The 14,490-nt window shown below is 61.8% G+C and carries 21 protein-coding genes; 20 read left to right on the top strand and 1 reads right to left on the bottom strand.

Features of this window, described 5'->3' with window-relative positions; genetic code table 11:
* Window positions 1–7 precede the first annotated feature (7 nt).
* The 20 genes from flgG (at window position 8) to C693_RS23055 (ending at window position 13,847) form a co-directional block, all read left to right on the top strand.
* The gene (gene flgG, locus C693_RS0112615; RefSeq protein ID WP_017462642.1) at window positions 8–775 is read left to right on the top strand and encodes a flagellar basal-body rod protein FlgG; all 768 of its coding nucleotides are present in this window, start codon (window positions 8–10) and stop codon (window positions 773–775) included.
* Between the two features lies 1 nt (window position 776).
* Window positions 777–1,493: a flagellar basal body P-ring formation chaperone FlgA gene (flgA, locus tag C693_RS0112610; protein ID WP_017462641.1), complete on the top strand. Its 717-nt coding sequence runs from the start codon at window positions 777–779 to the stop codon at window positions 1,491–1,493.
* An 88-nt stretch (window positions 1,494–1,581) separates the two neighbouring features.
* Window positions 1,582–2,088 (top strand): flagellar basal body L-ring protein FlgH, encoded by a 507-nt coding sequence (locus tag C693_RS0112605; protein WP_017462640.1) that lies wholly within the window; start codon window positions 1,582–1,584, stop codon window positions 2,086–2,088.
* Entirely contained in the window at window positions 2,088–3,200 is a 1,113-nt protein-coding gene (locus C693_RS0112600) for a flagellar basal body P-ring protein FlgI (protein ID WP_017462639.1), read from the top strand. Before C693_RS0112605 ends, C693_RS0112600 begins: the two co-directional genes overlap by 1 nt.
* An 11-nt stretch (window positions 3,201–3,211) precedes the next feature.
* Entirely contained in the window at window positions 3,212–3,571 is a 360-nt protein-coding gene (locus tag C693_RS0112595) for a hypothetical protein (RefSeq protein ID WP_017462638.1), read from the top strand.
* 4 nt (window positions 3,572–3,575) lie between these two features.
* The gene (locus C693_RS0112590) at window positions 3,576–3,938 is read left to right on the top strand and encodes a flagellar basal body rod protein FlgC (protein ID WP_026107391.1); all 363 of its coding nucleotides are present in this window, start codon (window positions 3,576–3,578) and stop codon (window positions 3,936–3,938) included.
* Complete coding sequence (gene fliE / locus C693_RS0112585) at window positions 3,935–4,228, top strand: flagellar hook-basal body complex protein FliE (protein ID WP_017462636.1); 294 nt, start codon at window positions 3,935–3,937, stop codon at window positions 4,226–4,228. The genes C693_RS0112590 and fliE overlap by 4 nt, the downstream gene beginning before the upstream one ends.
* 13 nt (window positions 4,229–4,241) lie before the next feature.
* On the top strand, window positions 4,242–5,639 hold the full coding sequence (fliF, locus tag C693_RS0112580) for a flagellar basal-body MS-ring/collar protein FliF (protein ID WP_157798626.1): 1,398 nt from the start codon (window positions 4,242–4,244) through the stop codon (window positions 5,637–5,639).
* The gene (locus tag C693_RS23760; RefSeq protein ID WP_157798625.1) at window positions 5,636–6,088 is read left to right on the top strand and encodes a hypothetical protein; all 453 of its coding nucleotides are present in this window, start codon (window positions 5,636–5,638) and stop codon (window positions 6,086–6,088) included. The genes fliF and C693_RS23760 overlap by 4 nt, the downstream gene beginning before the upstream one ends.
* Before the next feature lie 5 nt (window positions 6,089–6,093).
* Entirely contained in the window at window positions 6,094–6,726 is a 633-nt protein-coding gene (locus C693_RS0112570; protein WP_157798624.1) for a FliH/SctL family protein, read from the top strand.
* Window positions 6,726–8,042, top strand: a complete 1,317-nt coding sequence (locus C693_RS0112565) for a FliI/YscN family ATPase (protein ID WP_017462632.1) — start codon at window positions 6,726–6,728, stop codon at window positions 8,040–8,042. The genes C693_RS0112570 and C693_RS0112565 overlap by 1 nt, the downstream gene beginning before the upstream one ends.
* A complete protein-coding gene (locus tag C693_RS0112560) occupies window positions 8,039–8,488 on the top strand; it encodes a hypothetical protein (RefSeq protein ID WP_017462631.1) in 450 nt (149 codons plus the stop codon). The genes C693_RS0112565 and C693_RS0112560 overlap by 4 nt, the downstream gene beginning before the upstream one ends.
* A complete protein-coding gene (locus C693_RS0112555) occupies window positions 8,488–9,327 on the top strand; it encodes a hypothetical protein (RefSeq protein ID WP_017462630.1) in 840 nt (279 codons plus the stop codon). Before C693_RS0112560 ends, C693_RS0112555 begins: the two co-directional genes overlap by 1 nt.
* A gap of 1 nt (window position 9,328) precedes the next feature.
* The gene (locus tag C693_RS0112550; protein ID WP_017462629.1) at window positions 9,329–9,751 is read left to right on the top strand and encodes a flagellar hook capping FlgD N-terminal domain-containing protein; all 423 of its coding nucleotides are present in this window, start codon (window positions 9,329–9,331) and stop codon (window positions 9,749–9,751) included.
* A gap of 12 nt (window positions 9,752–9,763) precedes the next feature.
* Window positions 9,764–10,924, top strand: coding sequence for a flagellar basal-body rod protein FlgF (gene flgF / locus C693_RS0112545; RefSeq protein ID WP_017462628.1), 1,161 nt, complete (start codon window positions 9,764–9,766; stop codon window positions 10,922–10,924).
* A gap of 4 nt (window positions 10,925–10,928) precedes the next feature.
* Window positions 10,929–11,708, top strand: coding sequence for a FliM/FliN family flagellar motor switch protein (locus C693_RS0112540; RefSeq protein ID WP_017462627.1), 780 nt, complete (start codon window positions 10,929–10,931; stop codon window positions 11,706–11,708).
* The gene (locus C693_RS0112535; protein WP_017462626.1) at window positions 11,705–12,013 is read left to right on the top strand and encodes a FliM/FliN family flagellar motor switch protein; all 309 of its coding nucleotides are present in this window, start codon (window positions 11,705–11,707) and stop codon (window positions 12,011–12,013) included. The genes C693_RS0112540 and C693_RS0112535 overlap by 4 nt, the downstream gene beginning before the upstream one ends.
* Window positions 12,013–12,399: a flagellar biosynthetic protein FliO gene (locus C693_RS23755; protein ID WP_157798623.1), complete on the top strand. Its 387-nt coding sequence runs from the start codon at window positions 12,013–12,015 to the stop codon at window positions 12,397–12,399. Before C693_RS0112535 ends, C693_RS23755 begins: the two co-directional genes overlap by 1 nt.
* Entirely contained in the window at window positions 12,386–13,138 is a 753-nt protein-coding gene (gene fliP / locus C693_RS0112530; protein ID WP_017462625.1) for a flagellar type III secretion system pore protein FliP, read from the top strand. Before C693_RS23755 ends, fliP begins: the two co-directional genes overlap by 14 nt.
* Window positions 13,098–13,847, top strand: coding sequence for a sigma-70 family RNA polymerase sigma factor (locus tag C693_RS23055; protein WP_157798622.1), 750 nt, complete (start codon window positions 13,098–13,100; stop codon window positions 13,845–13,847). Before fliP ends, C693_RS23055 begins: the two co-directional genes overlap by 41 nt.
* Window positions 13,848–14,106: 259 nt before the next feature.
* Here the strand turns inward: C693_RS23055 and C693_RS0112520 are convergent, their stop codons facing one another.
* On the bottom strand, window positions 14,107–14,403 hold the full coding sequence (locus C693_RS0112520) for a hypothetical protein (RefSeq protein WP_017462623.1): 297 nt from the start codon (window positions 14,401–14,403) through the stop codon (window positions 14,107–14,109).
* Window positions 14,404–14,490 lie beyond the last annotated feature (87 nt).

The following is a 14,490-nucleotide window of genomic DNA, read 5'->3' as shown; positions in this document are numbered from 1 at the left end:
ACTCGATATGATCGATGCACTCTACATTGCAGCCTCCGGCTTGCAGGGCTCGCAGACCCAGATCGACACGCTGTCGAACAACCTGGCGAACATGCAGACGCCCGGCTACAAGCGATCGAACGTCAACTTCGCAAACGTGGCCATGCTGACGCCCGCCCAGGTCGCACAGGGTGCCGGCGCTCAAGGCCCTGGAGAAGGGGTGGAGGTACTCGGCTCCCACGCCGTATTCAGCGAGGGTGCGCTGGTGCAGAGTGGCAATCCGCTGGACCTGGCTATTCAAGGCCAGGGTTTCCTGGAGGTGCTCGATGCGGCCGGCAATCACCTGTATACCCGTGCCGGGCAGCTCCATGTGGATAGCGAGGGTTACCTCACCACGGCCCAAGGCAACCGCCTGGCCGACGGCATCCAGGTTCCGCCGGATGCGAAGGACTTGACCATCGCCTCCGACGGCAAGGTCAGCGCCGTGTTGGGCAGTGACACGCAGCCCACTGAAATCGGGCAGATCCAGCTGGCAACGTTCGCATCCCCGGATGGACTGCAGTCGGTCGGAAGCAATGCCTACATGGCGACGGAGGCGTCGGGCGACGCCACGCTGGGGCGTCCGCAGGACTCCGGCTTCGGCAGCCTGCAGCAGGGCATGATCGAGCAGTCCAACGTGGACATGGTGCAGTCGATGACATCGCTGGTGCTGGCGCAGCGCGCCTATCAGTTGAACGCACGCGTGCTCCAGGCAGCGGACGAAATCCTCGACACCATCAACAACCTGCGCCGTTGAAATGGTTCGGAAGAACTTCTTCCTGTTGGCGGTGATCCCGGTCGCGGCATTCGCTGGACCTCAGCGGACAGCTGCGACCCAAGACATCTCCGGCACGCGTCTGGCAGGTGTTGCAGAAGCAGCTCTGCGCGCGCTGCCGCTTCCGGCAAAGACCCAGCTCACGCTCAGCGTTGTCGGCAAGCCGCGGGATGCAACGGTCCCGGCAGGCGCTGTGCGTATGCGCGCCGGGCAGCCGACGGGACGCTGGCCGCGGGCGCGCGTCGCCGTACCCGTGCAGTTGCAGATCAATGGGCGGACCGTACGTACTGCCGTGGTCTGGTTTGCTGTCCACGCCGAGCACAGCGCTTGGGTCTACGCGAACGATGCCGCGGCGGGCACGCCCTTCACGCGGATCAACACCCGTCCTGGATCGATCGATCTCGCCTCGTCGGAGGATGCTCCGGTGCAGTCCCTCGATCGGCTCGCCGGGGAGCGGCTCAGTCACCGTGTCCAGGCCGGGACCCCGCTGGTACAGGGGGATTTCGAGGTGATCCCGGATGTCGACCGCCAGCAGAGCGTGACCGTCGTGGTCGATTCCGGCGCGGTGCGCCTGCAAACCCGCGGCACCGCTTTGACTGCAGGTAACGCGGGGCAGGCAGTGCAGGTCCTTGCGCGCGGGGCCGACGCCCCGGTGACGGCCGAGGTAATGGCAAAGGGAGTGGTGCATGTCGGGCGCTAACAGGATTTTGGGGTGGGCTCTGCTCATCACGTTCGCCGTGATGGGGGGGCTGCCCATAGCACAGGCGCAGTCGTCCGCGTCAGGATCCATGATCCAGCCGGACAGCTATCGCGCGCTGACCGCCGATCGCCGTGCTCATCGCCTGGGGGACATGCTCACCGTCCTGGTGCTGGAGACCGCTCAGGCCAGCGTGAGCGCGAACACGGATGGCTCGCACGATTTCCAGGCCAATGCCCAGGCGCGTACCCCTCGGGGCAACTATCCCTACGGGCTGGGGTTGTCTGGTTCGGACCAGGGACAGGGAGAAACGTCGCGCAGCGGCGCGCTGAAGGCCCAGCTGGCGGTGCGGGTGATCGGCCTCGAGCCGGGCGGTCTGCTTCGGGTACAGGGTGAGCAGACGGTCACCATCAACGGCGAGCAGCAGCACATCGCACTCAGCGGCCTGGTGCGCGAAGAGGACATTCTTCCGGCCAATGTCATTCCGTCGAATCGCATCAGCGACGCGAACATCGAGTTCAACGGGCAAGGCGATGTCTCCAGTGCCCAGCGGCACAGCATCACCTATCGCGTTCTCCACTGGTTGAGGTTGCTGTGATGCGTGCATTGCTGTTCCTGGTTCTTGCCCTGGCGCTACCTGGCATGGTCCGCGCCGATGCGTCCGTCCGGCTCAAAGACATAGCCCGTATCCAAGGCGTGCGCGACAACGCACTGACCGGCTATGGGCTGGTCATCGGTCTGTCGGGATCCGGTGACTCGTCAAAGAACAAGGTGACCGTGCAGTCCGTGGCCAACACCCTGAGTCACTACGGCGTCAATGTGAGCGCGGACGATCTTTCCACACGCAATGTGGCGGCGGTCATGGTGACATCGACCCTCCCGCCCTTCGCCGAATCCGGACAGAAACTGGATGTTGAAGTGTCGTCGTTGGGCGATGCCCGCAGCCTCAGTGGCGGTATGTTGCTGTTGACCCCGCTGGAAGGGCCGGACGGCAAGCTCTATGCACTGGCGCAGGGACCGGTAGCCGTCGGCGGCTATCGGGTCGAGTCGTTCGGAAGTCGCAGCGAGAAAAACCAGACCACCGTGGGGCGGGTACCCAGCGGTGCCACCGTGGAACAGGCCGCGCCACTGGGTCTGGCCGGCGACCAGCGTTCGCTGGATGTCGTGCTTTACCAACCGGACTTCACCACGGCCGAACGCGTCGCGGAGGCCATCAGCGCGCGCGTCCCCGGAGCCAGCGCCGTCGCACAGGATGCCGGCAAGGTATCCATCCGCTTCGGCCAGCCTGTGGCTAACGTCGTACGCGCCATCGCTCAGATCGAGAGTGTGGACGTTACGCCCGATCAGGTTGCTCGAGTCGTCGTCAACGAGCGGACAGGGAGTGTGGTTGCCGGTGGCGATGTGAGGATCGGCGCGGTTTCCATCACCCAGGGCGATCTGCGTGTCGACGTGCAGACCCACTACCTGGTGTCGCAGCCCGATGGCATCTACAGCCGCCCCGGTGCATCGATCGGGACGGCCGTAGTCCCGGAAAGCCGCATCGCGGTCAATGAAGCCCCTGCGCGATCGGTATCGATGCCCGACGGCACGACGGTCACCGACCTCGTCGGGGCGCTCCGTGCCATCCACCTCTCGACCCAGGACGTGATCGGCATCCTGCAATCGATCAAGGCCGCCGGCGCACTGCGCGGCGAGCTCGTCATCCAGTAAGGAGCACAGGTATGGACATCACTACGGAAGCCGTTCGCATGGGGCTGGACATCGCCCAGCTGAAGTTGCAGATGGCGAGCTTCAACATCTCCCATGCAGATACCGACGGCATGGTGCAGCGGGCGGATTTCTCCCAGGCGCTGGGTGCACTCGATTCGGCGGTCGATGGAGCGACACAGCTGTCTGCCTTCGCGGGACTCTCCAGCCATCAGCTCGCCGCGGAAGTCAGCACTTCGGCATCCAGCGGCGCGGCCCTCTCCTTGGACGACCTGGTGGCGCAGGCCAGCATCCAGGGTGGGGTGTACCGCGCCCTGAGTGAAGGCATGAGTCGCCGCTTCGGCCTCATGCAGCTAGCGATCAGCGGGAAGTGATTCTATGAGCATCGAATCTCTGTTCTCCGTTACGCGTAGTGGTCTGGACTTCGAGCGTGCACGCGTCGAGCAGGCCGCGCGCAATATCGCTACATCGAACACGCCGCTGGACCCCAATGCGCCGGGCGGTTCCGGCTCCGGCTTTTCCAGTGCGGTTGGCGGTGTCTCCGCACAACGACTTGTGCGGGACCCGGGAAATCCCATGGCGGACGCCCAAGGCATGGTGCACTACCCCAAGATCGATCTGGTCGAGGAAATGAGCACGCTGGTGACCGCGAGCCGCGGCTATGAGGCCAATCTTCGCGCCTTCAATGCGCTGCACAGCATGCTGTTTTCAGCACTCGAGATCGGAAGGAGTCAGGGATGATCGAGTCGATTGCTGCAATCTCCTGGGCGCCCGGTGTCCAGGAAATGTCCCGTCCGGAAGCGGCCGGGGCGAGCGATTTCTCCCGCCTCGTCGATGGCGGGCTCGGCAAGCTGAACGCCGAGCTCAATGCGGGCGACGGCGATCTGCGCGCCATGGCTGCGGGCAAGGATATGCCGGTGCACGACGTGATGATCGCGATGGAACAGGCGCGAATTGATCTCCAGTTTGCCGTCGAGGTACGCAATCGCGTCGTCGAGGCTTATCAGCAACTGACCCAGATGCAGCTTTGAGGCGATCGACCCCGTGACTTCCTTCTTTGAAAACATGACACAGCGGTCGCGATGGATGTTCGCCCTTGGCGTGCTGGTAATCATTGCACTGGCTGGGTTTGGTGCCTGGTGGGCCATGCATCCGGCCTACGCACCATTGGCCACTGACCTCCAACCGGAAGCCTCTGCGGAAATCGGTGCCTCGCTATCCCAGTGGGGTGTTCCCTATCGATTCGAGGACGGCGACAAGACCATCCTCGTGCCGCGCGAGCAGGTCTACCAGACACGGATGAAGCTCGCCTCCGACGGCGTGCCGCGCACCGGCAGCGTGGGATTCGAAGCATTCAAGGACTCCGACTATGGCGTTACCGAATTCGCCCAGCACATCAATTACCAGCGTGCCTTGCAGGGTGAGCTCGAGCGGACCATCGAGTCGATGATCGAGATACGGTCAGCGCGGGTCCATCTGACTATTCAGCATGCCAGTCTTTTCGACCAGGATACGCAGCCTTCCAAGGCCTCGGTGACTGTCGCGCTCCGTGAAGGCAAGACGCTCGATGCCAGGCAGGTAGCAGGGATACAGCGTCTGCTGGCTTCGGCGGTGGAAGGGTTGGATGCTTCGCGTGTCGCCGTGCTCGACGCACGTGGCGATACCTTGTCATCAACCGGTGACAGTGGTGACGCGCCGCAGATGGACGGGCGCATGGCGCAGGCCGGGAAGCTCGAAGCGGCCATGCAAAAACAGGCGTCAGAGCTGCTGGCCAGAGCCCTGCATCGGACAGATTTCACCGTGTCGGTGGCCGTCCAGCTCAACTACGACAAGGTGAAGCGCCTGGGCAATCGGATCCTCGCCCAGGGCAAGAATGGACAGGGCTTGCTGGTGCAGGAGAAAACCAGCTCCAGTCACGGCTCCGGAGCAAGCGCGCCAGGGACCTCCGGCGGAGGCGGAAGCTCCAGTCGCGAAGTCGAATATGCACACGGTAGCGAACGCGAGGAAGTCGAGCAGGCGCCTGGGCGAATCGAACGCGTTTCTGTCGGCATTGTGGTGCCGTCGGCAGTGGACAAGACGACTCTTCCGATGCTTGCCGACGTGGTATCTGCGGGCATTGGTTTGCAGGCATCACGTGGCGACAAGGTTGAGATCGCCATGGCACAAAGTGTACCCGCCGTTCTCGTCACGCAGCCGAAGGCTGCTCTCGAACCGGTAGCGAAAGCTTCGGCGCCAGTGCCTCAGAGCCACACGCATGGGGCGCTTTCGCCATCGTTCCTCAGCTGGCTTGTCGGCGCGGCGATTGCCGGTGCGCTTTCGATGCTGTTGCTACAGGTCGTGTTGGGACGCCGCCGTGAAGCCAAGCGACTGTCCGCACCCGAACGGGAGGAAGTGTTGGCCCGCATCCGTGCCTGGGTCGAAGCGCCGGAGCAGCTGTCGTGAACAAGGCCGGACTTCGTCGCGCAGCAGTGATGATAGCGGGCATGCACCGATCGGATCGTCGATGGATCCGCAAGCAATTGGGGGATGGGGCATGGCGTGCCATCGAACGTACGCTGTCGGAACTCCGCCGTGTCGCTCATGCCGATCACCTGCTGATGGCGCAGGTGCTTTTGCCGATCGATGCACCGCCTTCTGCTGAGCCGCCATCACCGGATGTCCTGATGGCCGGCCTGGAAGGGTTGCCTGCGGACTGGGCTTCGCTGGTCATCGAAGCATGTGCTCCCGATCATCGGGCTATGTACGACTCGCACCTTGGCCACGAAGGTGTGATGTCGGCCGACATATCGCAGGCGACCGCGCAGAGGAAGATTCCCCCGGCTTTGGCCAGAAGCCTCGCCGCGGCGGTGCGGCGGCGAGGGCAAAACGCTATCGCCGGGGCACATCCGTGAGCGGCATGAAAAAGCTCTCTGCCGCGTCGGTACGGTTGGGTGCACAACCCCGGGCGATCCTTGATGCGTCACGCCCGGCTGACACGGAAGTGTCCAGCACGGCGGTCGATGGCTATCGCCAGGGATATCAGGAGGGCTACGAGGCCGGGGAATGCGATGCCCGGAGCGAGGTCGAGCGGCGAACCAAGGCAGAGCTTGCGGAACTCGAGGCATCCCGGGCTGAGGTCGAGGCAGAAGTCGGCGCATGGCGCGACCGAGTTCAACAGCTGGCGCCAATGTTCGAGGAGGGGTATCGGAATGCGCTTACGCAGGTTGAACGCCTTGCCTCGGAAATCGCCCTGACGGTGCTGGAGCGCATTCTTGGTGCCAGGCATGCGGATCGCATTGCGGTGTCTGCCGCCTGTCGAAAGACACTCGCAGACCTCAATCTGGCGTCAGTTCGGGTCCGGGTTCATCCGGAAGACGCCGAAGGCCTTTCCGAGATCCCCGGCGTCATTGAAGTCATTGTAGACGAGTCCCTGTCGCGCGGTGAGCTACGCCTGCACAGCGCGCTTGGTGATATCGACGCAGGGCCGATGCACCAGCTGGTCCGACTGCGCGGAGCCCTTTTGCCCGAATCTGCCGGGGGAGTGAGTTAATGCCCACCGCGCTGCAGATTGCCCGAAGCGTGCCCTTGATCAGCCGGTCCGGCCAGGTCCTGTCGTGCAATGGACTGGCAATCGAAGCACGAGGCCCGCACTGCAGCTTAGGCGAGCTGTGCAGCGTTGAAACGGCGGACGGTGTCCTGCATGCATCTGTTGTCGGTTTGCGTGAAGACCGCATCATCCTGATGCCCTACGGCACCCCTCACGGCGTGATGTGCGGCATGCCGGTGCGTGCCCTGGACCGGAGCAGCGATCTTGCGATGGGGCCGGGCCTTTTGGGGCGGGTCATCGATGCGTTGGGGAACCCCATCGATGACCAAGGGGCGATCCCCTGGGAAGAGCGCCGATCGCTTTACTCCGATGGCACGGCACCGCTCGAGCGCGAGCCCGTGCGCGACGTGCTTGAGACCGGTGTGCGTTCGATAGATGCCCTCCTGACCATCGGTAAGGGGCAGCGCGTCGGCATCTTTGCCGGATCCGGCGTCGGGAAAAGCACCCTGTTGGGCATGCTGACGTCGGACGCCAAGGTAGACGTTGTCGTGGTGGCGCTGGTCGGCGAGCGTGGGCGCGAGGTCGGCGACTTCATCCGCCATGCCTTGGGAGAGGAGGGTAGGAAGCGGGCGGTAGTCGTCGCGGCAACAGCGGACCAACCAGCGCTGCTGCGTGCGCAGTCGGTTCATGCGGCCCATGCCATTGCCGAATATTTCCGAGAACAGGGCAAGGATGTCCTGCTGGTGGTGGATTCGATTACCCGATTTGCCATGGCGCAGCGCGAAATCGGCACGGCGGCAGGCGAGCCTCCCGCTGCGCGCGGATATCCACCCTCGGTGTTCGGCTGGCTTCCGCGCATCGTCGAGCGTTGCGGCAAGTGGCGTGATGGTGGGTCCATCACGGCGGTCTACACCGTGCTTGTCGAAGGCGACGATATGAACGAGCCGATCGCGGACCATATGCGCGCCATCCTGGATGGCCACATCGTTCTCAACCGCGAATTGGCGGACCGCGGCCAGCTGCCCGCGGTGGATGTACTGCGCAGTATCAGCCGACTGATGCCTCAGCTTGCCTCCCGGGATGAGCTGGCTCTCGCCCGCGGCGTCCGTGCGAGTCTCGCCATCTACGAGCGCTCACGCGATCTGATCAGCATGGGCGCCTATCAGCGTGGGCACGATACGGCGCTGGACGCTGCGGTCGATTGTCAGCCTCGGCTGGAAGCGGGTCTGGCTCAGTCGCCCGAAGAGACGTCTACGCGGCAGGGTGCCATGGACGTGTTTGCTACTGCGCTCAACTCCGAGCGGGAAGCTGAGACATGAAACGGACGTCCAAAATTGGCAGCCTGGCTGTGATGTCGCGCGTGGCCCAAGTGCGAGATGTCGTCCAACGCCAGAAACTCGCCGTCGCTACCAAGGATGCTCAGCGACAGACAGAGCAGACCGAACGGGCCGAATCGCAGCTTCGCGAAACATGGGTTGCCATGGAACAGAGCACCAGCATGCCGAGTATCGATCTTGGCCGGCTTGGGTGGATTCAGGACCTGGCTGCTCACGCGGACAAGGCGCTTGACGGCGAGAAGCAAAGAAAATCTGAGTTGGATGTTGCGCTCCTTGGGGAGAAGCACGAGGCGCAATTGAAGTCCTACCTACGCGACCGATTCGCGGAGACCGAAGCGGCAGCGAGGATGCTGGAAAGCAAAGAGCATGACGCGCGCCAGCTTGAGCAGGCCATCGAAGCCTGGCAGAGCTTCAAGGGGAGGAATTGATGCACCCGATCAACGAACACGCGGAGCAGCCCAGGCTCGCTTTAGTTGGCGCTGGCAACGTTCGCACCAGGAATCGCGACGACATCCAGTCCGTCGACTTCATGGCTGTCCTGACCAACGAAAAAGGTCAGCAGGAAAAGCCTTCTTCCTTGGGAGTGACACCCAGCCTTGGGCAGCCCGCAGTGACGATGCCGAATCTGCAGCCGAATCCTGAGGTGATCGCGGGAGCAATCGCGACAACCGTGCAGCATGAAGATTTCGTCGGCGGCGACCTCGGCCATTCATTGAGCGCGGAATTGACTGCCAACGGGAAAGAGGCGCCCGCTTTGCTGGTGCGCTTGTATGAGCAACACGCGGTCGCCAATCCGTTTCTCTCCATCATCTCGTCGGTCCAGGAATCGACAGCTGTACTGGCGTCCGGGCAATCCGAGGTCAGTGGAAGGATTCTTCAGCCGAGGCAGTCGTCTGAGTCGGCGCTGCCCTCCCGGACTGGCGCTTCCCCGATGGATCCGGCATTCGGGCTCGAACCGGCCGAAACCATGGCTGCGGCGCGCGCATCGGCAGGCGACGATCCGCTGGAACACGACTGGGGTGCGCCCTTGATGGGTTCGGTCGCCGCCGAGTCGCAGTTGTGGCTGCAGCGACTCGCAAAGGTGACTACGTCGAGTGGTGGAGAGACCACTCTATGGATTCGCGACTACCGGGCACCGATCGCCACCTCGTCCGAGGCCATCGAGTCATTCAGGAGCTACGCGCGGGAACAAGGGCGCGATATCCAGCGCATCGTTATGAACGGTGTGGAGATCTGGCGGCACAACGCAACGCAAGGAGAGGTTTGATATGTCCGTAGATGCCATCGGCAGTGTGCTCCAGACCCAGGACGCCTCGTTACCGCAAAACTCCAATATCAACGAGCAGGACTTCATCAAGCTGTTCGTGAGCGAGCTCCAGTTCCAGGACCCCATGCAGCCCATGGACAATGGCCAGTTCCTCACCGAGCTGGCGCAATTCGTCGGCATCCAGCAACAACAGCAGACAGTCACCGGAATCGACAATCTGCTCTCGCTGAACTCGGGTGCGCAATCGCTTGGATTGCTCAATCACACGGTTCAATTTGTTGGTGCCGACGGCGCCACCGTGTCTACGGGAAAGGTGTCTGCCATTCAGTTCGATGCCAACGGTGCATCGTTGTCGGTGGCCACGTCGTCGTCGCAAACGGTCACCGGCATCCGTATGTCGCAAATTCAGCAGATCACACCCTAAGGGAGATCACTCATGCCTCAGTCGCTTTTCAACGCTCTGTCCGGGTTGCTCTCCTTTTCCAAGAGCCTCAACACCATCAGTAACAATCTGGCGAACATGAATACGCCTGGCTTCCGGGGCAGTGATTCGTTCATGGAAAACGTCATGGGGGACTATGGTTCCCGTCAACAGGGCACCGGAATACGCACTGCCGAAGGGCAGATCGAGCAGACAGGGAACAACACCGATCTGGCGATCGACGGAGAGGGCCTTTTCATTCTGCGCGACCCGAGCAGCGGGAAAACCTATTACAGCCGTGCAGGGCAGTTCGTGTTCGATGGGGATGGGTATCTGGTCGACACCATCAATCACTACCACGTGCAGGCGGTGGATAGTTCGGGAAACCTGGCCGACGTGAGCATCACCAATCTTCGGACCCTGCCGGCAGCAGCGACGACTACCGTCAATGTGACGGGTAATCTGTCTAATCAGGATTCGACTTTTTCGTTGCCGTCCTTCACCGTCTACGACGCTCAGGGCAACAGCCATACTTATACGGCGACGCTGACCAACAATCAGTCGACGACATCTGGAAGTTGGTTGGTATCCGTCCAAGATAATAACGGCCAAGCGGTCGGCTCGGGCGAGATTCGATTTGGAACGGACGGCTCGATTCAATCCGGGTACAACACGATTGCATTGAGTCTGCCTATCGGCAGCGCAACCCAGAACGTAACTCTGAATTTCGGCGCGCCAGGTACCTTGAGCGGCTCAACCAGTTACTCCGGCGTGGCTTCCAATCTCGTGGCATCCCCGAAGGATGGCCACGCGGTGGTGGGCATCGCGTCGATGTCCTTCGACCAGAATGGTGTTCTGCAGCTCAAGTACAGCGACCAGGAGACCAAGCAGGGGCAACGTATCGCGCTGGCTGCTTTCCCTGACGAGACGGCACTTCAAGCGGTTGATGGTCGCCTTTACGAAGGGGCGCCGAACCAGGCGCGACAGGTGGGTGGAGCAGGAGAGGGTGTGTTCGGAAAGCTCACCGGAGGCAGCCTGGAAATGTCGAATGTCGACCTGACCCAGGAGCTGGCAGACATGATCGTGATCCAGCGGGGCTATCAGGCCAACTCCCGGGTCATGACCGTCACCAATGACATGCTTCAGCAGCTGTATGACTCCACCCGCGGTGGTTGATCAAATGAGTCCCCAGTTCGGTTGGATCGGCACGACCCGCTCCCAAGCCGTCGAATCGCTGCTTCGGCGCGTTCTCAAGGAATGGCATGCCGACTGGTCTGTGCACCCATCGGAATCGATCGACATCGAGACGGCAGAAGAGCGCGCGCCATTCCAGGGGGGCGGATTGGCCCTGCACTCTAAGCAGGGTGAGGAGACGGTCCTGATCGCCCTGGCGCAGGTGGACTTGAACTGCTTTGGGGCTTGGCTTGCCGGGTTACCCGAGGCCCCCCATGCCCTTGCTGAGGAAGTCGGCGACTCCGCTTTGAGGGACTTCGCTGGGCGTGTCGGCGCGTGCATGTCGGGTCAAGTTGTTCTTGCTGAAACCGGGAAAGTGGGCTGGCCAGCCACTGCGACCCACACCCAACTGGGCGCATTGCTTTTCAGGGTCCGGGTGGGGAAGTTCCGGCTGCCTTTGGCGGTGACCCGGATTGGCGTCGATCGCCTCGCTCCGCCAGAGCATCGTGCGGGGCCGATGCCCGACAACTGGGCCAGTCGTCAGCATGCACTGGAAGACACCCCGCTGACCGTAGAGGCCGTGCTCTCGATGGGACGAATCTCCCTGCGTGAAATCAACAGCCTCTCTCCCGGTGAGGTGTTGATCGGGGAATGCTCCGTCAGCAGCAAGGCCAAGTTGCGCATCAAGGGAGGCACTCGGGTGCTTGCGTCGGGCGTGCCTGTACGCAGGGGGCAACTTCGCGCGATCACTCTTACTTCTGAACCTTCAAAACAGGAATTGCCATGAACGCAACACTTGTAGAAGCAATCGATCTGATGGAGGCGCCGACGGCGCGCAGCGAAAAGGCCGGCCACGTGGTTAGCCGGGATGTTGCCATTCTCGACCACGTGTCCGTGGAGCTCGAGGTCGTATTGGGGGAAGCCACGACCACGGTCAAGAAGCTTTTTGACCTCAAAGAAGGCGACACGCTGGCGCTGGACGCGTCGCTGGAGGAGCCGGTGCTCTTGCGGGTGGGCGGAAAGATTGTGGGGCGCGGGCATCTCGTTGCCGTCGGGGACAACTTCGGGCTCAGGATCAGCGAGATCGCCTGATGTATTCCGGCAATCCTGTTGGACCGGCGGTCCCTTCCAGCACTCCGCCGGCGATTCCCTATCTGCAGCAGCCGCCCGTAAGTGGCGGGCATGTGCTGTCCGTTTTTCTCATCACGGCGGCCCTGTTGGGCTTACTGCTCGCCGTCCTGGCCATCTGTCGGAAGGCGGGCTGGCTAAGCCGTTTTGGTGTCCAGGGCGCGTCATCGGGTGAGCGCAGAGAAAAGGAAGATGCACTGCGGGTATTGGGAAGCGCTGCGCTGGGAGCCGGCAGCCGTGCTTTCCTGCTTCAAGCCGGCGGATCGCAGTACCTCATTGTCGAATCCAGCAGGCGGGTGAGTGTGAAGGAGATCGTTTCAAGGCACGGAGCGCCTCATGAATCTGCGTAACCGTGTGGTGCTAAGAGCGATGCTCGGTGCCGGACTGGCCATGATGGTGCCGGCGATCGTGCACGCTGATCCCTTGCAGGACCTCGTTCATAGCGCCGGAACACAGGATCTGTCACCTATCCTGCGCTCGTTCCTTGTGCTGACCGTGCTTTCCGTGTTGCCGTTGCTGGTGATCAGCCTTACCTCGTTCACGCGAATCGTCATCGTTTTTTCCCTGCTTCGCAGCGCGCTCGGACTACAGCAAACGCCCCCGAACAGCGTGCTGGTCACGTTGGCGTTGTTCCTGACGCTGTTCACGATGTCCCCCGTGCTCCAGCAGGCTAAGTCCCAGGCGATAGATCCGTACATTGGCAAGCAAATCAGCTTTGAAGTCGCCGTGGAGAAGGGCTTCGATCCGCTAAAGCTGTTTATGGTCCGCCAGACTCGGCAGGACGACCTGGTCGCCGTGGCTCACATGGCCAATGACGCGCCGCCAAAGACGATGCAGGACGTCAAGGCGTTGGAACTGATTCCTGCGTTCATGCTCAGTGAGCTGCGAACGGCGTTTCAAATCGGCTTCGTGATCTTCTTGCCCTTCCTCCTCATCGATCTTGTTGTGGCGGCGGTGCTGATGGCGCTCGGCATGATCATGGTGCCGCCCTCCACGATCAGCCTGCCTCTAAAGATTCTTCTATTCCTGTTGATCAACGGCTGGTCGCTTGTCGCGCAAGCACTTTTGGCAAGCTTTCACCCTCGCTGAAGTCATGGTCGACCAGGAAGAGGCTGGACTCTGGAGGAGTTGGACGGCGCAGCGTGATGCGTCAGCTAGGAGCGCGCTAGTCCACCGGCATCAAGCGTGGGCGCGTCTGGTCGCGCGCGATGTGTATGCGAAAACCTACTGGCGGCAAGCGGATTGGAATGACTACGTTCAGAACGCGATGCTCGGTCTTTTGGAGGCCATGGATCGCTTCGACCCAGAGCAGGGGGTGGATTTTCGAACGTATGCCCGCCATCGCGTGCGTGGAGCCGTATTCAACGGTCTGAGGGATGCGGCCCTGATTCCAACAGGGCGGACCAATGAGCTGCTGATAGAGCGTAGCAGTTCGCTTCTTGTTGAAGAGTCGGACAGCGACACTGCCCTGCAACATTTTAGCAATTGGGTGGTTGGCCTGGGGCTCGGATTCCTGCTGGAGCAATCGGCAGCGGACGGAGAATCAGTGGCAAATACGCCATATGCCTCTGCTATCAAAGCAGAGTCGAGTAGGCGGGTGCGCGCCGCGCTGGGTGTGCTTCCAGCCAAAGAACGCATGGTAGTCGAGTCCCACTATCTGAAACATCTAGCCTTTATCGACATAGCCGAAGGTATGGGTTTGACCAAGGGGCGAATTTCCCAGCTTCACCATCAAGCCATCAGACGTATGCGCGATTTCCTCAACCAACCGGTCCAGGCAAAGGAAGCTTGCCTTTGAGGTAGCAGATGGTGAGCAGAGATGGGGCAGGGGTAGACTATTACCGTCAGGGCAGGGGCAATCTTGGCACTAACCGCTTCAGCCTCTGCGCCGCCCGGGCTGCATCCTTTCTTGGTAGGGCAATGCGGCCTTTCATCGAGTCAGCCGCGCTTGCTGTTCGACGGACAATGTTCGATTCCAAGGAGTGCCCAGCATGAGTCCGGATCGTATCGGTCGCCCATCGTCCATGGCCTCATGGATCGGTGGAATTGCCGGAAGGTCAGACCAAGTCGCCCGTACTGGAAATCGGAAGCCTGCCAATGGCGGTATCCAAGCGATCGATACCAAGCAGGGGAGCACTCTGCGCGCGGATCTGGTTGCACTCATTGAAGGAGTCGATCTCAGATCCGAGGATGCTGTTCGCGCGCTTCGCCGCCCGGTAGTTCGTCGAATTCTGCTGAATGAATTCGGTAGCGACTTCGCCGGACATCCCGATCTTGGGGCCTTGCTGGAACGAATTGAGTCGACGTTGGAGGCTGATGCTGCGGCATCGGCGCAGTTCCTGCTCATGCTCCATGACTTGCGGGGCGGTAGCGCCCCCTAAACTTTCGTTTCCCCCGCTGGATAAGTGCTTGGAGGAGCCCGGTCGCCGACCGGGCCACAA

Source organism: Dyella ginsengisoli LA-4, from assembly GCF_000334915.1.
Lineage (GTDB): Bacteria > Pseudomonadota > Gammaproteobacteria > Xanthomonadales > Rhodanobacteraceae > Dyella_A > Dyella_A ginsengisoli_A.
The sequence above is the reverse complement of the archived record's forward strand: the minus strand, read 5'-3'. Positions and strand labels throughout refer to the sequence as shown.